This window comes from Mesorhizobium sp. BH1-1-4 (assembly GCF_020165665.1).
GTDB lineage: Bacteria > Pseudomonadota > Alphaproteobacteria > Rhizobiales > Rhizobiaceae > Mesorhizobium.
The window spans coordinates 1-21,626 of sequence record NZ_JAIUIN010000044.1 but is presented as its reverse complement, the minus strand read 5'-3'; the positions used below and the strand labels follow the sequence as shown (position 1 = coordinate 21,626).

18 protein-coding genes, 1 tRNA gene and 1 pseudogene are annotated in these 21,626 nt (G+C 63.0%); 5 read left to right on the top strand and 15 right to left on the bottom strand.

From position 1 onward, the window contains the following. Positions 1–47: 47 nt before the first annotated feature. Both LB569_RS31745 and xylF read right to left on the bottom strand, forming a co-directional pair. The gene (locus LB569_RS31745; protein WP_224695417.1) at positions 48–1,400 is read right to left on the bottom strand and encodes a sugar ABC transporter permease; all 1,353 of its coding nucleotides are present in this window, start codon (positions 1,398–1,400) and stop codon (positions 48–50) included. A 143-nt stretch (positions 1,401–1,543) separates the two neighbouring features. Beyond that, positions 1,544–2,584 (bottom strand): D-xylose ABC transporter substrate-binding protein, encoded by a 1,041-nt coding sequence (gene xylF, locus LB569_RS31740; protein WP_140708061.1) that lies wholly within the window; start codon positions 2,582–2,584, stop codon positions 1,544–1,546. A gap of 271 nt (positions 2,585–2,855) precedes the next feature. Here xylF and LB569_RS31735 point away from each other — a divergent pair, with 271 nt between their 5' ends. Next, positions 2,856–4,100, top strand: coding sequence for an ROK family protein (locus tag LB569_RS31735; RefSeq protein ID WP_224695416.1), 1,245 nt, complete (start codon positions 2,856–2,858; stop codon positions 4,098–4,100). A gap of 97 nt (positions 4,101–4,197) precedes the next feature. On the opposite strand, the gene phoB is transcribed toward LB569_RS31735, so the two are convergent. From phoB to LB569_RS31690, 9 genes are all read right to left on the bottom strand, one after another. Further along, positions 4,198–4,887: a phosphate regulon transcriptional regulator PhoB gene (phoB, locus tag LB569_RS31730; protein WP_006328038.1), complete on the bottom strand. Its 690-nt coding sequence runs from the start codon at positions 4,885–4,887 to the stop codon at positions 4,198–4,200. Positions 4,888–4,902: 15 nt separating this feature from the next. Further along, positions 4,903–5,610: a phosphate signaling complex protein PhoU gene (gene phoU, locus LB569_RS31725; RefSeq protein WP_140708057.1), complete on the bottom strand. Its 708-nt coding sequence runs from the start codon at positions 5,608–5,610 to the stop codon at positions 4,903–4,905. A 25-nt stretch (positions 5,611–5,635) separates the two neighbouring features. Beyond that, positions 5,636–6,439, bottom strand: a complete 804-nt coding sequence (pstB, locus tag LB569_RS31720) for a phosphate ABC transporter ATP-binding protein PstB (protein ID WP_140708055.1) — start codon at positions 6,437–6,439, stop codon at positions 5,636–5,638. Further along, positions 6,436–7,287 (bottom strand): phosphate ABC transporter permease PstA, encoded by an 852-nt coding sequence (gene pstA, locus LB569_RS31715; protein WP_224695415.1) that lies wholly within the window; start codon positions 7,285–7,287, stop codon positions 6,436–6,438. Before pstA ends, pstB begins: the two co-directional genes overlap by 4 nt. 3 nt (positions 7,288–7,290) lie before the next feature. Next, positions 7,291–8,274, bottom strand: coding sequence for a phosphate ABC transporter permease subunit PstC (gene pstC / locus LB569_RS31710; protein WP_224695414.1), 984 nt, complete (start codon positions 8,272–8,274; stop codon positions 7,291–7,293). A 68-nt stretch (positions 8,275–8,342) separates the two neighbouring features. Continuing rightward, a complete protein-coding gene (gene pstS / locus LB569_RS31705) occupies positions 8,343–9,398 on the bottom strand; it encodes a phosphate ABC transporter substrate-binding protein PstS (protein WP_140708049.1) in 1,056 nt (351 codons plus the stop codon). 530 nt (positions 9,399–9,928) lie between these two features. Next, positions 9,929–14,485, bottom strand: coding sequence for a PAS domain-containing protein (locus LB569_RS31700; RefSeq protein WP_224695413.1), 4,557 nt, complete (start codon positions 14,483–14,485; stop codon positions 9,929–9,931). A gap of 602 nt (positions 14,486–15,087) precedes the next feature. Further along, positions 15,088–15,324, bottom strand: a complete 237-nt coding sequence (locus LB569_RS31695; RefSeq protein WP_224695412.1) for a hypothetical protein — start codon at positions 15,322–15,324, stop codon at positions 15,088–15,090. A gap of 120 nt (positions 15,325–15,444) precedes the next feature. Beyond that, positions 15,445–16,356, bottom strand: coding sequence for a DUF2865 domain-containing protein (locus LB569_RS31690; protein ID WP_224695411.1), 912 nt, complete (start codon positions 16,354–16,356; stop codon positions 15,445–15,447). 310 nt (positions 16,357–16,666) lie between these two features. Between LB569_RS31690 and LB569_RS31685 the strand changes: the two are divergent. Beyond that, a pseudogene (locus LB569_RS31685) lies at positions 16,667–16,883 on the top strand (hypothetical protein). Positions 16,884–16,970: 87 nt separating this feature from the next. On the opposite strand, the gene LB569_RS31680 reads toward LB569_RS31685, so the two are convergent. Next, a complete protein-coding gene (locus LB569_RS31680; protein WP_224695410.1) occupies positions 16,971–17,339 on the bottom strand; it encodes a hypothetical protein in 369 nt (122 codons plus the stop codon). Between the two features lie 68 nt (positions 17,340–17,407). On the opposite strand from LB569_RS31680, the gene LB569_RS31675 reads away from it, so the two are divergent. After that, the gene (locus tag LB569_RS31675) at positions 17,408–17,989 is read left to right on the top strand and encodes a hypothetical protein (protein WP_224695409.1); all 582 of its coding nucleotides are present in this window, start codon (positions 17,408–17,410) and stop codon (positions 17,987–17,989) included. A 123-nt stretch (positions 17,990–18,112) separates the two neighbouring features. Here LB569_RS31675 and LB569_RS31670 read toward each other — a convergent pair. The 3 genes from LB569_RS31670 to LB569_RS31660 form a co-directional block, all read right to left on the bottom strand. Continuing rightward, positions 18,113–18,187, bottom strand: a tRNA-Glu gene (locus LB569_RS31670). Positions 18,188–18,272: 85 nt separating this feature from the next. Beyond that, complete coding sequence (locus tag LB569_RS31665; RefSeq protein WP_224695408.1) at positions 18,273–18,686, bottom strand: VOC family protein; 414 nt, start codon at positions 18,684–18,686, stop codon at positions 18,273–18,275. A gap of 36 nt (positions 18,687–18,722) precedes the next feature. Beyond that, positions 18,723–19,106, bottom strand: coding sequence for a fimbrial protein (locus tag LB569_RS31660; RefSeq protein WP_224695407.1), 384 nt, complete (start codon positions 19,104–19,106; stop codon positions 18,723–18,725). Positions 19,107–19,132: 26 nt separating this feature from the next. On the opposite strand from LB569_RS31660, the gene LB569_RS31655 reads away from it, so the two are divergent. Both LB569_RS31655 and rpoH read left to right on the top strand, forming a co-directional pair. Next, a complete protein-coding gene (locus tag LB569_RS31655; protein WP_224695406.1) occupies positions 19,133–20,188 on the top strand; it encodes an RluA family pseudouridine synthase in 1,056 nt (351 codons plus the stop codon). Between the two features lie 190 nt (positions 20,189–20,378). Continuing rightward, the gene (gene rpoH, locus LB569_RS31650) at positions 20,379–21,290 is read left to right on the top strand and encodes an RNA polymerase sigma factor RpoH (protein WP_015315375.1); all 912 of its coding nucleotides are present in this window, start codon (positions 20,379–20,381) and stop codon (positions 21,288–21,290) included. Positions 21,291–21,626: the final 336 nt, after the last annotated feature.

Sequence of the window (21,626 nt, the reverse complement as noted above, 5' to 3'; positions counted from 1 at the left end):
GTTGTGGGGGCAGTTGCGGGAGCGGTTTTGTCAGCCATGATCGTACCCTAAACCCGCTTGCGATAGACGGTGTCGAGCCACACCGCGATGACCAGCACAGCGCCGACGACGATGCTTTGCAGCGGCGAGTCGACGCCGAGCAGCACCATGCCCGACTGCAGCGACTGCATCAGCAATGCGCCGAGCATGGCACCGATGATCGTTCCCGAGCCGCCGGCGAGCGAGGTGCCGCCGATGACGGCGGCGGCAATGACGAGCAGCTCATCCAATGTTCCAAGCACATTGGTGGAGGAGTTCTGCCGGGCCGACGAAATGGCGGCCGCGATCGTGGCCAGCACGCCCATGATCATGAACACCTTCATGGTGATCCAGCGTGTGTTGATGCCGGCGAGATTGGCCGCTTCCGGATTGCCGCCGATGGCAAAGACATAACGGCCAAAACGGGTGCGGTTGGTGATGAAGGTCATGACCAGGCCGACGGCGACCGCCATCAGCACGGGGATCGCAATGCCGTGGGCGATGAACAGCCCGCCCTCGGGCACGGTGATGTTGTTGGCGGCTGCGTAGCGGTTCACGATGCCGATCGGCCACGGATAGGAGTTGGCCAGCCAGACGGCGCCCATGATGACGGCGCAGGTGACGGCGCCCATCAGCGTCTCGGCCCAGATCGGCCGCAGCGGGAAGCGGAAGCGCTTGCGCTGCACCCGCCCGTTGAACAATGCGAACACGACGGCCAGGCAGGCGACGATGCCCACGACCCAGCTCCAGGTTGCGCCGATCGATCCGGCCGGTCCGCCGCCCATCAGCTGGAAGGTGGCGTCCAGCGGCGCCACCGTCTGGCCCGACGTGACCCACCAGGCGGCCCCGCGCCAGACCAGCAGGCCACCCAGCGTGACGATGAAGGCCGGCACTTCGAGATAGGCGATGACGAAACCCTGGAAGGCGCCGATCAGAAGGCCGAGCGCCAGGCCGATGACCAGGGCCAGGACCCATATCCATGGATTGCCGAGTTCAAGCCCTACGAACCGAACCAGGAAATGCACCTGCGCAAAGCCCATGACCATGCCGATCAGCCCTTCGGCGGAACCGACGGACAGGTCGATGTTGCGCATGACGATGACCAGCACCATGCCGCAGGCCATGATGGCGACCGCGGACGTCTGCACCGACAGGTTCCACAGATTGCGCGGCGTGAGAAAGGTGCGGCTGTCGAAATCGAGCGGATTGACGCCCAGACGCAGGCTCGAAATCACATGCAGCGCGACCCAGATCAGCAGCAGGGCGCCGATCATGCCGAGCATGCGGGTGTCGATCTCGGTCGCCTTCAGGAACCGGGCGACAGCGCCGAGTTCCGAGGCGCGCGCGGTGTCGGCCTGCGGATTGGACGTCGTATCGGTCATGATTTTCTCCCACCGGCTGGCCGTCTGACGCGGATGCCGAACCCAGCCTAGAAGCTATCCGCGTGACGCGGAAACACAAATCTTTTTGAGAAAACGCCGCGGCTTGGGGGCCGCGGCGCCTTCATTTCTTCAAGCGGTCAAACTCAGTTGCAGGCCGCGACGCTGCCGGCTGCGACGCCCGCGCAGACTTCGTCCTTCTTGATCCAGCCGGCGTCGATGACGAGGTTGAGATTGTCCTTGGTGATGGCGACCGGGGTCAGGAACAGCGACTTGACGGTGTTGCCGCCAGGCGTCGTGAAGTCCTTCACGCCGGCGATGTCGGTCATCTTCTTGCCGTCGGCGAGCTGCGAGGCGATCTCGGCGGCGTTCTTGCCGAGTTCACGCGCGTCCTTCCACACCGACACGGTCTGGGTGCCGAGCGCGATGCGGTTGAGCGCGGCGTGGTCGCCGTCCTGGCCGGAGACCGGCACGGTGCCGGCGAGCCCCTGCGCCGTCAGCGCGGCGACGACGCCGCCGGCGGTGCCGTCATTGGCCGCGACCACCGCGTCGACCTTGTTGTCGTTGGCGGTGAGGAACTGTTCCATGTTCTTCTGGGCGTTGGCGGGCAGCCAGCCGTCCGTATAGGCTTCGCCGACATTCTTGATCTTGCCGGAATCGATGGCTTCCTTCAGCACTTCCATCGAGCCCGAGAACAGGAAATCGGCATTCGGGTCGGCACCCGAGCCCTTGATGAAGACGTAGTTGCCTTCAGGCTTCACCTTGAACACTTCGCGGGCCTGCATGCGGCCGACTTCCTTGTTGTCGAAGGTCAGGTAGAAGACGTCCTTGTTCTCGATCAGGCGGTCATAGCCGACGACCGGAATGCCCTCGTCGAGCGCCTTCTGCACCGCCGGGCCGATCGCCGAGGCATCCTGCGCCAGGATGATCAGCGAATTGGCGCCCTGCGAAATCAGGCTCTCGACGTCGGTCAGCTGCTTGCCGGGGTTGGACTGCGCATCGGCGGAAATGTACTTGTCGCCCGCGGCCTCGATCGCCTTCTTCATGGCGGCCTCATCGGTCTTCCAGCGCTCTTCCTGGAAATTGGACCACGAAACGCCGATGACCTTGTCCTTCGCCTGCGCGACCGAAGCCAGCGTCAGCGACATGGCGACACCCGCCAGGATGGCGGCTGTGAATCTCTTCATGATATCCTCCCTGCGCCGCGTATTGGCGCGACCAAACTGACCCGAGGGCCGGCACAAAGGCTCTATTTTTTCGAGCCTCGAAAAAACACTGGTCCATCGCCGGAACACTGTCAACATCGATTCTGATGGATTTTGAGGTGCCGAGACCCTTTTTTCGAGTCTCGGAATAAATAATGACAGCTCCAGATGCATCTGCCAGTATTCTACCCCGTTGCCGGCGATGTTCGAGGGGGCGTCAAGAGCCGCGGCAACGGGGGAGGATGTGGGAAGCATGTCGGTCGGAATCCGCCACGACGATCTGCGCCGGCGCAACCGCGCAATGGTGATAGGAGCCGTGCGCCGGGGCGGTCAGCCCTCGCGCACCGAGATCGCCGCCACCACCGGCCTCAGCCACTCGACCATATCGGCGATATCAGCCGACCTGATCGGCGAGGGTATCCTGACCGAAGGCAAGCCGAACGAGGCCGGCTCACTCAAACGCGGCCGGCCGCAGGTTGGCCTCGGCCTCAACCCCGAGGCCGCGGCTGTGATGACCGTGGTGCTGTCGCTGAATTTCCTGTCCGTCGCCGTCATCGATTATGCCGGCCAGGTGATATCAGAGGAACAGCGCCGGCTGGACACGCTGACCATATCGCGTGAAGCTCTGATCAGCGAATGCACGGCAATCGTGCGGCGCCGCCTCGAGGACCCCGATCTCGATGTCAGCAGTGTTGCCCGCATCGCGCTGGCGATCCAGGGCATCACCGACACCGAGGCGCGTGCCATGCTGTGGTCGCCGATCACGCCGCGGACGGACATTGCCTTCGCCGACATACTCGAAGCCGAATTCGGCATCCCAGCCACCATGGAGAACGACTGCAACATGATGGCGGTGGCGCTGCGCTGGCGCGACCCCCAACGCTACCGCGACGACTTCATCGCCATCCTGCTCTCGCACGGCATCGGCATGGGCCTGGTGCTGAAGGGCGAACTGTTCACCGGCACCCATTCGTCCGGAGGCGAGTTCGGCCACATTATCCATCGCCCGGGCGGCGCGCTCTGCCGCTGCGGCCGGCGTGGCTGCGTCGAGGCCTATGCCGGCAACTATGCCATCCTGCGCAACGCCAGACAGCTTGGCGAGGACACCGAACCGGTCGCCGACGTCAGCGACGCGCAGATGCGGACACTCGCCGCGGCCGCACGGGAAAGCGACGGACCGGAGCGCGAAGCCTACCGCAAGGCCGGTGAAGCGTTGGGATACGGTCTCGGCAGCCTGTTCGCCCTGATCGATCCCGCACCCGTCGCCATGGTCGGCGTCAGCGCCGCCGCCTTCGACCTGATCGAGCCGGCCTTGCGCGAGGCCATCGCCCAGACGGCCGGCGGCCAGCATTCGGGATCGATTTCCTTCGACACCGAGCCGAACGAGTTGCCGCTCATCCGCGAAGGCTGCGCCATGCGCGCCTTGACCTTCGTCGACCAGGAGATTTTCGCGCCGGGCGTGCAGGCGAAAACAGGTTCAGGGAAGAACGTGGCCTGAGCGGACCTGGCGCCGAAGTCGCGAATTGCATCAACGTTGGAGGTTGACCGAAGCCGTTTGAGCTACTCACCAACGGATGCGATCCGGGATCGGAGACCTAATCCTCGCGGATCGCGTAGCCCGCGCCGCGGATGGTGCGGATGACGTCGGGCATGCGGCCATTGTTGACCGCCTTGCGCAGCCGGCCGACATGCACGTCCACCGTGCGCTCGTCGATATAGATCGTCTCACCCCAGACATTGTCGAGCAGCTGGCTGCGCGAGAACACCCGGCCGGGATGGCGCATCATGAATTCCAGCAGCCGGAACTCGGTCGGTCCGAGCCGGATCTCGCTCTTCTTGCGATAAACCCGGTGCGATTCACGGTCGAGCACGATGTCGCCGACCTTGAGCACGCTGGACAGCACTTCCGGCTTGGCGCGGCGCAGCAGCGCCTTGATGCGGGCCATGAATTCCGGCGTCGAGAACGGCTTGACCAGATAATCGTCGGCACCCGTCGACAGGCCGCGCACGCGATCGCTTTCCTCGCCGCGCGCCGTCAGCATGATGATCGGCAACCGCTCGGTCTCGGGCCGCATTCGCAGGCGCCGACAGAGTTCGATCCCGGACACTGCCGGCACCATCCAGTCGAGCACCAGGAGATCGGGGACGTTTTCCTGCAGCCGGATTTCGGCTTCATCGCCGCGCGTCACCACTTCGACCTGGTAACCTTCCGATTCCAGATTGTAGCGGAGGAGCACGCCAAGCGGTTCCTCGTCCTCGACCACCATGATGCGCGGCGCGATCATCGGCCTGTCACCCTGTTATACCGCCGGCGCCGACATCGCGGTCTCGTCCTGCTTAGGGCGATTGGCGGGCAGCTGCGTGCCGGTCAGCACATAGTATGCATTTTCAGCGATGTTGGTCACGTGGTCGCCGATGCGCTCGAGATTCTTGGCGCAGAACAACAGATGCGTGCAGGCGGTGATGTTGCGCGGATCTTCCATCATGTACGTCAGCAGTTCGCGGAACACCGAGGTGTATTTGACGTCGATGCGCTCGTCGTCATTCCTGAGTTTGGCCAGTGCCGACGCATCGCCGGCCGCATATTCCTCGACCACGCCATGCACCTGGATCAGCACCAGTTGCGCCATGGCGTCGATGGAATGCGAAAGGTCGCGCGGCGTGGCGCTGAGACCGACAGTGCCGACGCGCTTGGCGATGTTCTTGGCAAGGTCGCCGATGCGTTCAAGGTCGCCGGCCATGCGGATCGAACCGACGACATGACGCAGATCGTCGGCCATCGGCTGCCGCTTGGCGATCAGCGTTATGGCGCGGTCGTCGAGTTCGCGCTGGCGCGCATCCATGATGGCATCGTCGGAGACGACGCGCTGGGCAAGAGCGTTGTCGGAGTTCAGCAGCGCCTTGGTGGCGCCGCCGACCATCGAGCCGGCGAGGTCGCCCATGTCGCTGATCAGCCTGCTGATCTGTCCGAGATCTTCGTCGAAGGCTGCAACCGTGTGTTCGGCCATGATCCTGGTCCTCGTATGCGTGCGATCAGCCGAAGCGGCCGGTGATGTAGTCCTGGGTGCGCTTCTCGCGGGGCGACGTGAAGATCTTCTCGGTTTTGTCGAACTCGATCAGCTCGCCCAGATACATGAACGCCGTCTGCTTCGACACGCGCGCCGCCTGCTGCATGTTGTGGGTGACGATGACGATCGTGTAGTCGGCTTGCAATTCGTCGATCAGCTCCTCGATCTTGGCGGTCGACAGCGGATCGAGCGCCGAGGCCGGCTCGTCGAGCAGAATGACTTCCGGCTTCACTGCCACGGTGCGGGCGATGCAAAGCCGCTGCTGCTGGCCACCGGAAAGGCTGAGGCCGCTGGCGTTGAGCTTGTCCTTGACCTCGGTCCACAATGCCGCACGCTTCAGCGCCTGCTCGACACGGCCATCCATCTCGGCCTTGCTGATCTTCTCATAGAGCCTGACGCCGAAAGCGATGTTCTCATAGATCGACATGGGGAACGGCGTCGGCTTCTGGAACACCATGCCGATCTTGGTGCGCAGCAGGTTGAGGTCCTGCGAGCGGTCAAGAACGTTCTGGCCATCGAGCAGCACCTGGCCCTCTGCGGTCTGCTTGGGATAGAGCTCGTAGATGCGGTTGAAGACGCGCAGCAGCGTCGACTTTCCGCAACCCGAAGGGCCGATGAAGGCGGTGACGCTGCGCTCGGGCAGCGACAAGGTGATATCCTTCAGGGCCTTCGACTGGCCGTAGTAGAAATTGAGGTTCTTGACCTCGATCTTGGATTTGGCGGCTGCCTCTGTGGCGATCGTCATGTCTGGAGACAACATCTGGCTCATTTGTCCTCTCTGCGTCCGGTCAGGCTGCGCGCAAAGATGCTGAGCGCGAGAACCGTCAATGTGATGATGAGTGCACCGGTCCAGGCCAGTTGCTGCCATTCCTCATAGGGGCTGAGAGCGAACTGGAAGATGGTGACAGGCAGGCTGGCCATCGGCGCGTTGAGATTGCTCGACCAGAACTGGTTGTTGAGCGCGGTGAACAAGAGCGGCGCTGTCTCGCCGGAGATGCGGGCGATGGCCAGCAATATGCCGGTGACGATACCCGACATCGCGGCGCGATAGGCAACCGAGCGGATGACCACCCAGCGCGGCGCCCCGATCGCGGTGCCGGCTTCGCGCAAGGCGTTGGGCACCAGGTTGAGCATGTCCTCCGTGGTGCGCACCACAACCGGGATGACCAGGATGGCAAGCGCTACGGCGCCGGCGATCGCCGAGAAATGCCCCATCGGCCGCACCATCAGTTCGTAGACGAATAGGCCGATGATGATCGACGGCGCAGACAGAAGGATGTCATTGATGAAGCGCACCACGGTGGTTAGCTTCGAAAAGCGGCCATATTCGGCCATGTAGGTGCCGGCCAGCACACCGATCGGCGTGCCGACGATGATGCCGATGATGGTCATCACCACACTGCCGTAGATGGCGTTGAGCAGGCCGCCGGCGTCGCCGGGCGGCGGCGTCATTTCCGTGAAGACCGCAAGATTGACGCCCGAGAGGCCCTTGTAGAGCAGAGCGCCAAGGATGAGCGCCAGCCAGGCAAGGCCGATGCCGGCGGCGATGACGCACAGCGTCATCATCACGCCATTTCTGCGTTTGCGGCTCTGGTGAAGCGATGCGGCTGTCGACATCGGTCAGGCTCCGGTGCGGGCGTCTATGCGCATCAGCATGTAGCGAGCGATGGCAAGGAGGATGAAGGTGATGACGAACAGGATCAGGCCGAGCGCGACCAGCGAGGAGGTGTAGAGATCGCCGACGGCTTCGGTGAATTCGTTGGCGATGGTCGCCGAGATCGTCGTTGCCGGCGCGAACAGGGAGGTGCTGATCCGGTGCGCGTTGCCGATGACGAAGGTCACCGCCATCGTTTCACCGAGTGCGCGGCCAAGAGCGAGCATGACGCCGCCCATGATGCCGATGCGCGTGTAAGGAATGACGACGCGCCGCGTGACCTCCCAGGTCGTGCAGCCGATCCCGTAAGCCGATTCCTTCAGCACCGACGGCACCGTATCGAAGACGTCCTTGGTGATCGAGGTGATGAAAGGCAGGATCATGATGGCCAGGATCATCGCCGAGGTCAGCAGCCCGATACCGTAGGGGGGGCCGGCGAACAGGCTGCTGAGGCCCGGGACACCATGGAACACGGCGATGATGAAAGGCTGCACCGTCGTCTGCAGGAACGGTGCCAGCACGAACAGGCCCCAGATACCATAGATGATGGAAGGGATGCCGGCCAGCAATTCCACCGCCATGCCGATGGGGCGCCGCAGCGGGCGCGGGCAAAGCTCAGTGAGGAAAATGGCGATGCCGATGCCGAGCGGCACGGCGATCAGGATGGCGATCGCGGAGGTGATGATGGTGCCGTAGATCGGCGCCAGTGCGCCGAATTTCTCCGTCACCGGGTTCCAGCTTTCGGTGGTCAGGAAGGAGAAGCCGAAGGTCGACAGCGCTTGCCAGGAACCGGCAAACAGCGAGATCGCAACACCGCCGAGCAGGACCAGCACCAATATCGCGGCGGCGCGGGTCATTCCATGGAAGATCGAATCGGTCAACGCGAACCGTCGAACGGTTGCGTCGCGCGATCCTTTAACGGCTGGCAAGGCTTCCTGGACAGCGCTCATATCAAGCTCGGCTCTTTCAGGTTGATGAGAAAGGAGCGCCGCTGTGATGCGGCGCTCCTTCGAGAATATTACTCGCCGGCGTAGACGGGCTTGCCATCGGCCTGGATGTCGGCCTTCCACGAAGCCTTGATCAAGTCGACGACGCTGTCGGGGATAGACACGTAGTCGAGCGCCTTGGCGGTTTCCTTGCCGTCCTTGTAGGCCCAGGCAAAGAACTTCAGCGCTTCGCCGGTGGCAGCGGCATCATCCGGAGCCTTGTGAATCAGGACCCAGGTCGAAGCGGCGATCGGCCAGGTGGCGTCGCCGGGTTCGTTGGTGATGATGACGTTGAAGTTCTTGGCAGTCTTGAAGTCGGCGTTCGAAGCTGCGGCGCCGAAGGATTCGAGCGACGGCTCGACGACCTTGCCGGCGGCATTCAGCATCTTGGAGTAGGAGAGATTGTTCTGCTTGGCATAGGCGTACTCGACATAGCCGATACCGCCGTCCGTCTGCTTGACGGTGTTGGCAACGCCTTCCGAACCCTTGGCGCCGACGCCCGTGGGCCATTCGACGGCGGTGTCCGAACCAACCTTTTCCTTCCAGTCCGGCGAGAGCTTCACCAGATAGTCGGTGAAGTTGAAGGTGGTGCCCGAGCCGTCCGAACGATGCACGACGGCGATCGCGGTCGACGGCAGCTTGAGGTCGGGGTTCAGCGCCTTGATCGCGGCATCATCCCAGGTGGTGATGGCGCCGAGATAGATCTGGGCAATCGTCTTGCCGTCGAGGACGAGTTCGCCCGGCTTGACGCCGGAAAGGTTGACGATCGGCACGATGCCGCCCATCACCATCGGGAACTGCACGAGGCCGTTCTTTTCCAGATCGGCGTCGGACATCGGCTTGTCGGTGGCGCCGAAGGTCACGGTCTTGGCGATGACCTGCTTGATGCCGCCGCCGGAGCCGATCGACTGATAGTTGAGGCCGATGCCGGTGTCCTTCTTGTAGGTGTCGGCCCATTTGGCGAACACCGGATAGATGAAGGTCGAGCCGGCGCCGGAAAGGTCAGCTGCCATTGCCGCGGAAAGGGTGAGGGTGGACGCCGCAGCCATTGCAATCGCAACGGCCGCCGAGCGGATGAAATGTCTCATGTGGCCTGCTCCTGTTCGGAAGATGGTCTCTCGGCGCCATTTCCTCCGGCGCCCGCTGAGGCCAATAGCCTTCGATTATAACAGTCGCATGACAGTTTCGTGTCAGCCCGGTAACGCGTCGCCGGCACCGGGAAAGGCGATGATGCCAGACGTTCGCCGAGCGAGCCGAGTTTACCGCCGGAATCAGGGGCTTGAGCCCGTCCGAGGTTAGGCAGCGCCCGCGATTCGACGGGACTTGCCAAAGTGAAGAAAATCCGGACGGGAGCGCGTTGCTCCAAGCCAGAGCGTATCATGGCCGGGCCATCGCCAAAAACAGGTCCGTTGGGGTAGAGTGACGCTGTTTCTTGCTGGCGGTCGCTGCTCCCGCCCGTAACCGAGAAGAGCGGATTCGATTTCGCCATTGTCCCGGCTGGTCACTGTCTTTGATATGGCGCGATCGCACCATAGTCATTGCACGCGGCGGTAGCGGCACATCCCCGCTGATTCCCTGGATTTGCCTCGTGAACCCGGCAATCCGAGCGACGCGGGTGCTATCCCGCGTTGCGATGGGCCTCGCGGCCGGCGCCGACCCAGCGCTCGACCTTCTCGAGCAGGGCCCTTGGGCTGATCGGCTTGGGCAGATAGTCGTCCATGCCTGCCTCCAGGCAGCGTTCGCGATCGCCCTTGAGCGCATGCGCGGTGACCCCGACGATCGGCACATGCGTGCCCGTCTCCTGCTCCAGCCGGCGGATCGCGGCCGTCGCTTCGAGACCGCTCATCTCCGGCATCGAGACATCCATCAGGATCATGCACGGATTGAGCTTGCCGAAGGCGTCCAGCGCCTTGCGGCCATTGCCGACGATCTCGAAACCATAGCCGGTCTCACCGAGAATCTGGGTGAAGACCATCTGGTTCACCTCATTGTCCTCGGCCACCAGTATATCCAGCCTGTGCCCGTCGCCGCCAATGGCGGGCAGCCTGGGCCGAACCGGCGGCGGCTGCAATTGCGCGCGCTGCTCGGACAACGCCAGAGGCGGCGGCCGGGAAGCCTCGATCGTCTCGCCCGCCGGCTGCCGAACGGCCTGGCCGCCCGTGGTGTGGCGATGGCGCTGAATGGTCGCGACCAGCGTCTCCAGGAGCACCGAAGAACGGGCCGGCTTGATCAGCTGGGCGTCGATGCCGAGATCGCGGTAGCTGGTGTTGGCAAGCGACTGGTCGACCGAGGTCAGCATGATGATCGGCGTGTCGGCGAGGCCCTCGGTGTTGCGCACGATGCGCGCCATTTCGGCGCCGCTCATCCCGGGCATCTGGTAATCGAGCACGACACAGTCGACCGGCACGCCATAGGCTGCCGCGGCGATCAGCACCTTGAGGCCTTCGGCGCCGCTTTCGGCCGCGCAGGAATCGAACGTCCACGAGGTCATCTGCTCGGTCAGGATGGCCCGGTTAACGGCATTGTCGTCGACGATCAGCACGCGTGCGCCGGTCACGTCCACCGGCGTGATGCGTTGCCCGTTCTGCTGCCCGGCCCCCGGCAGCGTCACCGTGAACCAGAAGGTCGACCCCTTGCCTTCGGCGCTCTCGACGCCGATGTCGCCGCCCATCAGGTCGACCAGCCGCGACGTGATGGCAAGGCCAAGCCCCGTGCCCTCGTGGCGCCTTGTCGACGACGTGTCGACCTGGCTGAATTTCTCGAACACCAGTTTCAGTTTTTCCTCGGGGATGCCGATGCCGGTATCGGTGACCGAGATCGTCAGCCTGGTTCCCGTCGGAACCCGTTCGCCGGTCACATCGACCAGCACGTGGCCTTCATCGGTGAACTTCACCGCATTGCCGAGCAGGTTGGTGACGATCTGCCGGATACGGCCGACATCGCCGATGAACAGGCTTTCGAGCCGCGGCTCGATGCGCACGATGAGTTCGAGATCCTTTTCCTTGGCCCGTGTCGACACCAGCGTCGCCACGTCCTCGATCGCCTCGGCGAGATTGAAAGGCGCCGGGTCCAGCACCAACTGGCCGGCATCGATCTTGGAGAAATCCAGGATGTCGTTGATGATGGTGAGCAGCGCGTTGCCCGATTTGACGATGATGTCGGTGAACGTCTTCTGCTTCGGATCGAGATTGGATTTGGCGAGCAGCTCGGCCATCCCCAGCACGCCGTTCATCGGCGTGCGGATTTCGTGGCTCATATTGGCGAGGAATTCCGACTTGGCGCGGTCAGCGAGCACGGCGCGCTGGCGCGCCTCGCTGAGTTCAGCCTCGCGCTGCTTCAGTTCGGTGATGTCGGTGGTCGAACCGATCAGGTAGAGGGAACCGTCGGAGGCGATCATTGCGCCCTTGCGGGCGAACTGATGCCTGACGCTGCCGTCGGGCAGGCTCACCGTTTCCTCGATCTCCTGGGTCTCGCCGGTCCGCAACACGGCGAGATCGCTGGCCACGAAGGCCTCGCCATCCGGCCCGAAAATCTCGACGTCGGTCTTGCCGATCGCCTCCTGCTTGCTGAAACCGGTGAGATCGCACCAGCCCTTGTTGACGTAGAACTGTCTGAGATCGGAGCGCTTGGCGTAGATCGACACCGGCACGTTGTCGATCAGGCTGCGGAACACCTCGTTCTCGCGCATGCTGTCTTCAAGCGCCCGCTCGCGCGCCTTGACGTCGGTGATGTCGGTGCTGGAGCCGACCAGGTGCACCGATCCGTCCGTCGCCACGAGGCGGCTCTTGCGCGTCATCAACTGCCGCACCGTTCCGTCGCGATGGGTGACCGGCTCCTCGACCTCGCGCACATTGCCGTTCACCACGACATCGGTGTCGTCCTGGCTGAAGCCCTCCGCTTCCTCGTCGCTGAACAGCTGGCGATCGGTCCGGCCGATGACATCGTCCTTGGCGAGGCCGGTCAGCGCGCACCAGGCCTTGTTGACGAACTCGATGCTCAGATCCTGCGCCTTGATGAAGGCGGCCACCGGCAGTTCGTCCATGACGTGCCGGAAGAGATCGATCTGGCGCATCGAGTCGCGAAGCGCCGCCTCGCGGCTCTTGATCTGGGTGATGTCGACACGCACGCCGATGAACGTGCCGTCATCGGTGCGCATGTCGTAGACCTGATACCAGCGGCCGTCGGCATTGAGGCGCTCATAGGATGAATTGGGCAGGCGATAGCGGGCGAGAATGCCATCCAGCCAGGCATCGCGATCGGTGTCATAGAGCGCGTCGACCCGCGGATCGCCGCTCGAGCGGAAATAGCCGGCCGAATGACCGAGCGCGAGCGCGTCGCGGAAGGTGCGGCCGGGCTGCCATGCCGGCTTCAACGCCGGCAGCGTGTCCTGCAGCTTGTGGTTGGCGAAGACGAAATTGTCGTCACGGTCGTAGATGATCACGGCGGCCGGCAGCGATTCCAGCACGCTGGCGAGATGCTTGCGTGCGTCCTGCGCCTCGATCTCGCGCCGCTTCATGTCGGAAATGTCGAACAGGAAGCCGGCTACATAATTGCGGCCGCTCGCCATGCCGATGCGGTTCTTCCTGACGACACGCGAACGGTTGGCGCCGTCCGCCTCGAAGCTTTCTTCCACTTCGTACTGCCGCCCGCTGGCCAGCACGTCGCGTTCGCTGCTTTCAAACAGCGCGACTTCGGCCGGCCCGAGAAAATCGCCGCCCGCCTTGCCAAGCATGGCTCGCGGGGTCTGGCCGAACAACGACGCGAACGCTTCGTTGACGAAGACGAAGCGCAGATTGTCGTCCTTGACGAAGATCGGATCCTTGACGCCGTTGATCACCGCCTCCGCCAGCCGCGCCTTTTCCAACGCCTCGGCGAGTTCGGCCTCGCGGTCCTTCATGTCGGTGACATCGACATAGGAGATGAGGCGCTTGCCGGCGCCCAGCGGCGCCATCGACGAGATCAGCGTCCGGCCGTCATTGCGCGGGAATTGCCGCGATCCGGCCCTGCCGGCTCTGATTTCGGCCTCGCGCTCGGCAATGTGCCGCTGCCATGCCGCGTCTTCGGAACCATACGGGTCGATGTCGCGGCTGGCTTCCATAAGGTCGCGGAAGCTGCACCCGATCTCGGCGCGTCGGGGATCGATCTGCCAGAAATCGTAAAAGGCACGGTTGATGATTTCGGTGCGCATGTCGGCATCGACGACAAGGACGCCGATCGGCATCTGGTCGACCATGGTGCGCAGATCCGCGAAAGTCTCGGCGATCTTGGCATTGGCATTCTCGATCTCGGCGTCCCGGCGCTTGACCTCGGTGACCTCATAGTAGGTCAGCAGGCGTTTGCCTTCCGAAAGAGGCGTGACGGAGAACATCATGGTCCGCCCATCGGCGTGGACGAACTCCCGAGGCGCGACGGAACCGCCACGAATCTCCTCGATGCGCGTGGCGAGGTAGCGCTGCCATTGCTCTTCCTCGATGTCACCATAGATGCCGTTGCGGCGGTTGAGTTCCATCAACAGGCTGAACGGAGCGCCGACGCTGACGGTGCCGTCCGGGATCCTGGAAAGGTCGCGATAGGCCTTGTTGACGATCAATGTGTCGAGGCGAGCATCGAGCAACACGACGCCCATATGCATGGCATCCATCGTCCGCTCGAGATCGGCAAGATGCTGGGCGGGCTCGCCCCCCGCCGCCGGTCCCTGCCTTGGCTCCATGCCCTCGAAGGCGCTGGCCAGTGCCGTGACGTTGCGACCGATGCCGCGATAGCCGGCGAATTTTCCTCCATCGTCGAACCGTGGGAAACCCGACGTTAGCACCCAGCGGCAGTCGGCACGACCACCCTTCAGCTCGTAGACGAAGTCGCGGAACGGCCGGCGTGCCTGCAGATCCTCCAGATGCGCCGACGCATCGCGGTTGCCCTTCAGGACCTGGCTGAGAAAATCGAAACGGAACCGGCCAAGCACGGCAGCGGGATCAATACCCGTCGCCGCCTGGTAACCTTGTGAAAGCCAGGAAAAGCGCAATTCTGCATCGGTTTCCCAAATCCAGTCCGAGCCCGCTTCAACGAGCTGGCGAAACGCATCGATGTCCTCACGGGACGATCCATCGCCGCCGTGCACGGCTGCCTTGCCGGGCCCGCGCTTGCCGCGCGCGCCGATTGCTTCGTCCGCTTCCGCCATGCTGTCCCCACCCCGAAAATCAAGGCCGAACCCTCCCTCCGCGGTTCGTCGGCGGAATGTGCCGCAGAAGCATTAACGATCCGCTAACCTTAATGACGCAACCGACCTATTCCTCCTGCGTTATTCCGCCCGGTTGTCGCATGGAGCAAGGCCGCGCTATAAGCAGGCCAGGGGTGTTGCTTATGTCTGGACGGATCGGGCCTTTTTTGCTGGGCGTGGCGTTGCTTTTCGGCAGCGGTTGTTCGCGCAGCTATGACGGCACGGTGATTATCCCGCGGCCGCTCGACGCCAGGCGCTTCTGGGACCGGCCGCCGCCCAATGTCGACTACCAGCCTCAGATCGACAACGGTGCCTTTCCCGGGCCGCCGCAGCCACCTGGACAAGTATCCGAGCGCAAGGCCGGGAAGCCTGCCGTACACAGGCGATATCGAACCAGGGTATCACAGCCCTCGGCACCGCCGTCGGCGCCCGAGAAACAATTGGCATGCAGGAATGTGAGCGCGCCCGGCCAAAGGGTTCGCATGGTCTGCGATTAGAGTTACACGCCTCTCGCCGGAGTTGCTCTCCAGGCCCCGCCACAAGCTTCTGGCACAGGCCTGTCCCTAAAGCGACGCCGCGCCTTTTCTCGGTTCCTTTGCCCCGAGCTTGTCGAGCGCCAGCCGGACCTGGCGCAGATCGTCCTGCCAGCCGTCATCGCCGCCCATCGGGCTCTCCGACGCCGCCCGCTGCAGCCCGCGCGCCTCGGATTCGATCTTGCGCAATTCGGCGATTTTCTGATCGGACGTCAGCGTGCTGTCTTCGACGATCTCCAGAACCCTCATTTCCCTGAACGTGGCCATGGCGTTTCTCCTGCCTGATGTCGACCAAAACGTTGGCAGCACGCCCCTGTTCCGGTTGGATCGTGGTTCCAGCAGGCGGGCGGCAGGTTTCATCGAGACGCCGCTCGAAAACGCTTGCCATCATTCAGCCGGAAAGAAGGCTGGACCGACAACGCGGACCGTTCGCTTGTCGGCCTCGATCGCCTGCAGCTGGGCGGCACCAGAAACCTCGGTATCCGATTTTGGGATTGCCGCGACGTCGCCGAGGTCCGGCTTGGGCTGAGGCAAGGGGATGATGGCGTTGGTCATGTTCGTCGGCGTCACCGTCCTCGCCCTCAGTTCCGCAACCCGCTGGTAATAACGCTTGACCTCGCAGGCCTTGAAATCGGCGTCGTCACGGTAGCGGAAAGCGGTCGGCAGTTCGGTATACGGCTTGCGCGTATCGAGCGACACCATGCTGTCGGTTTCCTGGCTGATATCGCTCAGCGTGTAGAGATCGACCGCCGGATCGTCGCAGATGTACCGGCATTGATCGGCCATTTCCTTCAGATCGCCGCTGCCGGCGAATTGCGACTTCGGCGCGGGGAAGAAATATCCATCCGACAGGCGGACACAAAACAGCATCGCATTGCCGCCCGAAATTGCCCCGGCCGCCGATTGAGTCTTCGATGCCGGGCGCTCCTGCTTGGCCTGCGATGAACAGCCGAGCGCCGCGAACCGCGCCTGCAGGCCAGAATTGTCCCGCCCGGAATTGGACGCGGCCGCGATCTGGCGTTGCACCTCTGTCCGGTTTCGAGCCAGGTCGGCGCAAGCGTTGAAGAAGCCGCCCGCCGCGCTTTGCGCCGTGCATTTGCGTTGCCTCTCCAGGCCCTGGATTGCAGCAAGCTGGCGGCGAAGCTGAGCCTGTGCCGGACTGACGCCTCCTCCGCGGCCCGCGGAGAGCAATTGGCTTTTGATCGCACCGCAACTGTCCGCATAGGAAGAGGTCGTGCCGAACGCAGAGGCAGCCACCATCGCCAGCGCGATCATCATGAAGACATAGAAACGGGTCATCTGAACGCCATGATCCTTGTTGCCGGTAGTCCGGAACCACGCTCTTTCGACTTGGGAAAATACCACTAAATGAGCGATACCTAATATTTTAAGACTATTGGCCGGAAAAGACTTCTATCTAGTGTAATATAGTCCCGCCTGTAAATTCGATATTACATTTTTATTTCAAGATTGAGACGACCCGGAAAACAACGGAGATAGGCCCGCAGGCCAAGGCCGACGCATCGGGCCATGCGACAATCCTGCCTTACCCGTCCGGGCTTGAAACCTTTGCCCGGCCTGCAGCGTTGAAGGGCAGAGGAGAACGCAGATGTCGATCCACTTCACGGTATCGGAACTGACAAAAAAACCTTTTTCACTCTCTAGGGCTGGATCACGAGCGGGCGCCACGGCCGCTCAATCCCGAGCAAAGCCTGTTGCTGGAGTGCTATCTGGCCGGGCAGATCCCGGAATCGGCCTGGAGCGACTATGTCTTCGAGGCGCCGGATCTGGCACGGCATGCCGCGGTACGGCGGCTCAGCCATTGACCGGCGGCGATCAGGAGGAAGACGGCCGACCGGTTCTCCAGTTCACCCGAGCTGCCGGTACTCCGTGCAGGCGTTTTGGGCATACCGCTACGGTTTGGGCGAAACGAATTGCTGCGTGAACACGTTGCCGGCAATTCCTTGAGACAGCTTCGGCGATAAACTCAGCGGCGTGCAACTGGTGACGGCGGCAACGGCCGCATCGATGAACGACCTGCGCGCCTTTTCGTCGCCCGCCACCTTGGCGGCGGTCGCCCGCGGCGGACCGATCAAGGTCCCGTCGCGCTTGAAACTGAAGCTCAGCGTCACGGAGGAATCTCCGGCACCGGCAGGTGGTGTCCAGCACGACTGGATCGCTGCCCCGACATCAGCCATGGTGTTGAGCGTTGCGGCAGCCGATGTGCACACGAAACCTGCCAACATCACAGCCGCAATCATCAGTTTGGCAACGCGTTTCATCGCAAACCTCATCGTCACGAACAGCGCGGCAACCCGTGCGGACCGCTGGGATCGATGGTAGAGCCGGCATGGGCAATGGCAATATCCCTTGCCGAAAAGTTGTTCGAATGGGCCGACGGCAAAGCCGCCCTGGCGCCTGGCTGAGCCATATCCCGAAAAACAAAAAGGCCGGCATTGCGCCGACCTTTCCTTTCCGCCTCGATCATGCGCCAGTACATCCGTGGTCGCGGGTCGAAAGCGAATTGCCTCCAGTAGACAGCTTATTGGTAAACGAAACCTTAACGTGCCTGCTGTTCCATCGCGTCGGGCGGATAGCCGTGAAGGCCATCATCTTTTGCGACCGGACGGGCCTAGGCGACAGCCCTGAACTCGGCTTCCCGCATCGTCCCAACGCCGGCACATTCCGGGCACGCCAGGGTCTTTCCGGGGCAACCACCTTGATGCGTCCCTTGCGGGCAGCAATATCCTCTCGACGCACGCCATCTGGAGCAATCGAAAACTTTACCGCCGCCATGGCAGTGCGTGCATGTCACCTTCAAAACGGTCATTCCAGACTGTACCCGACCCAAAATCCGCGTCGCTGCGGAAGCTATCCCCACAGCGCAAGTACCAGAGATCGCAGAGCTTTCAAGCGCCGCAGCCTGACTTAAATTGGGTAGATTCGAGAACAGAACGTCAGGGCTCTCGCAGGCGTTGCGCGGTCCCGAGGCAAGCCCATGCAAGCACTGGCCCGAAGGAGTTCAACTGCCTGGAGATCAACGACCGTCGTTGTCTGGTACGCCCAAGGGGAATCGAACCCCTGTTCCCGCCGTGAGAGGGCGGTGTCCTGACCGCTAGACGATGGGCGCACTCAAGAAGGGGCGATATAGGCTGGCGGCCGGCAAAAAGCAACTGGGCTTTCTAGACTTCGTGGACTTTGCCGAACCGCTCTGATCAGCCCTGCCGTTTCGGCTCGATCAGGTCCCACAGATTGCCATGGAGGTCGGCGAAAACCGCCACGGTGCCATAGGGCTCGAAACGCGGTGCCTCGCGGAATTCGACACCCTTCTCCAGCATCATTGCGTGGTCGCGGGCAAAGTCGTCGGTTTCGAGGAACAGGAAGACCCGGCCGCCGGTCTGGTTGCCGATGCTTTTCCTCTGCGCGTCGTCGGACGCCTCGGCAAGCAGCAGCCTGGCACCCTGCCCGTTTGCCGGCGCCACCGTTACCCAGCGCTTGCCGCCACCGAGATCGACATCCTCGAGCAGCGCAAAGCCCAGCCGCCCGACATACCAGGAGATCGCGTCGTCGTAGTCGGCGACGACCAGCGCAACGGTGGCGACACGGCGATGTCCGGTGAAGCCGGTCATGTCAGCGGCAAACTTGTTTGCTGCATCGCCGCCCGCCTATTTGTTGCGGATCGCGAACTGGCCGATCAGGCGGCGGTCGGCGAGATCGTAAAGGAAGATGGCGCGGCTGCCGTCGGCAAGCTCGGCATCGATCGAGAGACGATCGCCCGACAGCGACTGGCTAATCACCCTGGCGCCAACCGGCAGCACGATATCGCCGCTGGCCGGTTCGCCCGCCGGAGTCTGGATGTCGCCGGCCAGCGGCGGTGTCACCGACGGCGCCTTGCGGGCTTTGTAGACAATGGCGCCGATCACCACCATAAGAGCGACAAACAAAAGGCCGAGATTGATGACCATGAAGCGGATGAGCTTGCCGCGCAGTCTGTCGACCTCGGGATCGAGCGGCTTTTCCTGCTCTTCATCGGCATCGGGCCGGGCCATGGCAAATATTCCGGAATGGTTTTTCGATGAGCGCTCATAGCGAAGAGGTCCCCGAATTGATAGAGGACCTGTTGACAGAGGCCGCGCCCACCGTGCTGGTCACGGGCGCGGACGCGGCCGGCCAACGCCTCGACCAGTGGCTGGCAGCAGCCCTTGGTCCGGACATGTCGCGCAGTCGCGTGCAGATGCTGATCAGGCAGGGCGCCGTCGTCATCGACGGCAAGCGGGTCGACGAAACCAAGCGCAAGATGAACGCCGGCGAAAGCGTGTCGGTCGTCATGCCGGAACCGGAGCCGGCGCAGCCCCAGGGCGAGAACATTGCGCTCGACGTGCTCTACGAGGACGACGAACTGATCGTCATCAACAAGCCGGCGGGGCTTGTTGTGCACCCTGGCGCCGGCAATTGGACCGGCACGCTGGTCAATGCGCTGATCCACCATTGCGGCGACAGCCTGTCCGGGATCGGCGGGGTGCGCCGGCCGGGGATCGTCCATCGCCTCGACAAGGAGACCAGCGGCGTCATGGTGGTCGCCAAGACCGACCGCGCCCACAAGGCGCTGTCGGAGGCCTTCGCCGACCACGGCCTGACCGGAGACCTCGAACGCGCCTACCTGGCGCTGGTCTGGGGCATACCGCAGAGACCGACCGGAACGATCGATGCGCCGCTTGGCCGCGCCGCCGACCGTATCCGCCGCGCCGTCGTGCCGGAAGGCCGCGACGACGCACGCCACGCGGTCACCCGCTTTGCCGTGCAGGAACGTTTCGGCGAAGACCAGCGGGAGTTCGCCACCGCAAGCCTGGTCGAATGCCGGCTCGAAACCGGCCGCACCCACCAGATCCGCGTCCACATGGCCCATATCGGCCATCCCGTCGTCGGCGACCCGGATTACGGCCAGGCCTTCCGCACCAAGGCAAACAGGCTGCCCGACCCCCTGAAAAGCCAGGTCAAGGCATTTTCCCGGCAAGCTTTGCACGCCTGGCTCCTTGCATTTCGGCACCCGACTACCCATCTAACGATGAGGTTCGAGGCGCCGATACCGGGGGACATGGAGGAACTCGTCGGCGGCTTCCGCAAACTCTGAACCTGCCATCAAAAAACCTGAGTGGCATTGTTCACTTCAACGTGACACACTGTTTCGTGTTGAACAAATGCCTGTCTTTTCTGGTTTTGTTCCTGTATAAGTTCTGATGTCGCGAGCGAGCCTGTTGGTGCTCGCGTCACATGCCCGCCGCGTTTCGGGGGCATCACTCCAATAGAGAGGGGGCGCTATCATGGCCCAGTCATTACCCAGTATCGTTTCCGGCGAAGGCGGCCTCAGCCGCTATCTGGAAGAAATCCGCCGCTTTCCCATGCTTCAGCCGCAGGAAGAGTACATGCTCGCCAAGCGTTATGCCGAGCATGAAGACACTACGGCCGCGCACAAGCTCGTCACCAGCCATTTGCGGCTCGTCGCCAAAATCGCCATGGGCTATCGCGGCTACGGCCTGCCGATCGGCGAGGTGATTTCGGAAGGCAATGTCGGCCTGATGCAGGCCGTCAAGAAATTCGAACCCGAGCGTGGCTTCCGCCTCGCCACCTACGCCATGTGGTGGATCAAGGCCTCGATCCAGGAATACATCCTGCGCTCGTGGAGCCTGGTCAAGATGGGCACGACCGCCAACCAGAAGCGTCTGTTCTTCAATCTCCGCAAGGTGAAGGGCAAGATCCAGGCGCTGGACGACGGCGACTTGAAGCCCGACCAGATCGCCGAGATCGCCACGCGGCTGAACGTTTCCGAGGCCGAAGTGGTGTCGATGAACCGCCGCCTGTCCGGCGACGCCTCGCTCAACGCGCCGATCCGGGCGACGGAAGGCGAGTCCGGCGAATGGCAGGACTGGCTGGTCGACGACCACGAAAGCCAGGAAGAGATGCTGATCGAGCAGGACGAACTGGAAAACCGGCGCGGCATGCTGTCGGGCGCTCTGGCCGTGCTCAACGACCGCGAGCGGCGCATCTTCGAGGCGCGTCGCCTCGCCGAGGAGCCGCTGACCCTGGAAGAGCTGTCGGCCGAGTTCGACATCAGCCGCGAGCGCGTTCGCCAGATCGAGGTGCGCGCCTTCGAGAAGGTGCAGGATGCCGTCAAGGCCGCCGCCAAGCGCCAGATGCAGGCGCTGCGCACGATCGAGGCACAGCCGGCGGCTTAAAGCCGGCTTCGGCCAGGACATATCAGGGCGGCGTCAGGAAACTGGCGCCGCCTTTTTGTTTGGCGAAGCCGACGACACAGCCCTTTCTCCCCGTCACTCTACGGGGAGAAATGTCCGGCAGGACAATGAGGGGCGGCGCTGAGGTTGCGAGGTTCTTGCCAGAGCAACAGCACATGCCGGACATCATCGCCAAACGTCGGCGCCGCCCTCATCCGGCTGCCGCCACCTTCTCCCCGTATAGTGACGGGGAGAAGGAACTATGTCCGAACCGGATAGATAGGTAACAGAATGGACTGATTGCATGGGTGACAGTTTTCTTGTCCGCCGGGAGGACCG

Bases quoted from the DNA above. Each gene is read 5' to 3' on its own strand.
- phoB (WP_006328038.1), bottom strand. From the start codon at position 4,887: ATGATCGCGCCGCGCATCATGGTGGTCGAGGACGAGGAACCGCTTGGC.
- LB569_RS31695 (WP_224695412.1), bottom strand. From the start codon at position 15,324: ATGGCCACGTTCAGGGAAATGAGGGTTCTGGAGATCGTCGAAGACAGC.
- LB569_RS31735 (WP_224695416.1), top strand. From the start codon at position 2,856: ATGTCGGTCGGAATCCGCCACGACGATCTGCGCCGGCGCAACCGCGCA.
- LB569_RS31665 (WP_224695408.1), bottom strand. From the start codon at position 18,686: ATGACCGGCTTCACCGGACATCGCCGTGTCGCCACCGTTGCGCTGGTC.
- LB569_RS31700 (WP_224695413.1), bottom strand. From the start codon at position 14,485: ATGGCGGAAGCGGACGAAGCAATCGGCGCGCGCGGCAAGCGCGGGCCC.
- LB569_RS31745 (WP_224695417.1), bottom strand. From the start codon at position 1,400: ATGACCGATACGACGTCCAATCCGCAGGCCGACACCGCGCGCGCCTCG.
- phoU (WP_140708057.1), bottom strand. From the start codon at position 5,610: ATGGCCGAACACACGGTTGCAGCCTTCGACGAAGATCTCGGACAGATC.
- LB569_RS31675 (WP_224695409.1), top strand. From the start codon at position 17,408: ATGGGCAATGGCAATATCCCTTGCCGAAAAGTTGTTCGAATGGGCCGA.
- LB569_RS31680 (WP_224695410.1), bottom strand. From the start codon at position 17,339: ATGAAACGCGTTGCCAAACTGATGATTGCGGCTGTGATGTTGGCAGGT.
- rpoH (WP_015315375.1), top strand. From the start codon at position 20,379: ATGGCCCAGTCATTACCCAGTATCGTTTCCGGCGAAGGCGGCCTCAGC.
- pstC (WP_224695414.1), bottom strand. From the start codon at position 8,274: ATGAGCGCTGTCCAGGAAGCCTTGCCAGCCGTTAAAGGATCGCGCGAC.
- LB569_RS31690 (WP_224695411.1), bottom strand. From the start codon at position 16,356: ATGACCCGTTTCTATGTCTTCATGATGATCGCGCTGGCGATGGTGGCT.
- LB569_RS31660 (WP_224695407.1), bottom strand. From the start codon at position 19,106: ATGGCCCGGCCCGATGCCGATGAAGAGCAGGAAAAGCCGCTCGATCCC.
- pstA (WP_224695415.1), bottom strand. From the start codon at position 7,287: ATGTCGACAGCCGCATCGCTTCACCAGAGCCGCAAACGCAGAAATGGC.
- pstB (WP_140708055.1), bottom strand. From the start codon at position 6,439: ATGAGCCAGATGTTGTCTCCAGACATGACGATCGCCACAGAGGCAGCC.
- LB569_RS31655 (WP_224695406.1), top strand. From the start codon at position 19,133: ATGAGCGCTCATAGCGAAGAGGTCCCCGAATTGATAGAGGACCTGTTG.
- pstS (WP_140708049.1), bottom strand. From the start codon at position 9,398: ATGAGACATTTCATCCGCTCGGCGGCCGTTGCGATTGCAATGGCTGCG.
- xylF (WP_140708061.1), bottom strand. From the start codon at position 2,584: ATGAAGAGATTCACAGCCGCCATCCTGGCGGGTGTCGCCATGTCGCTG.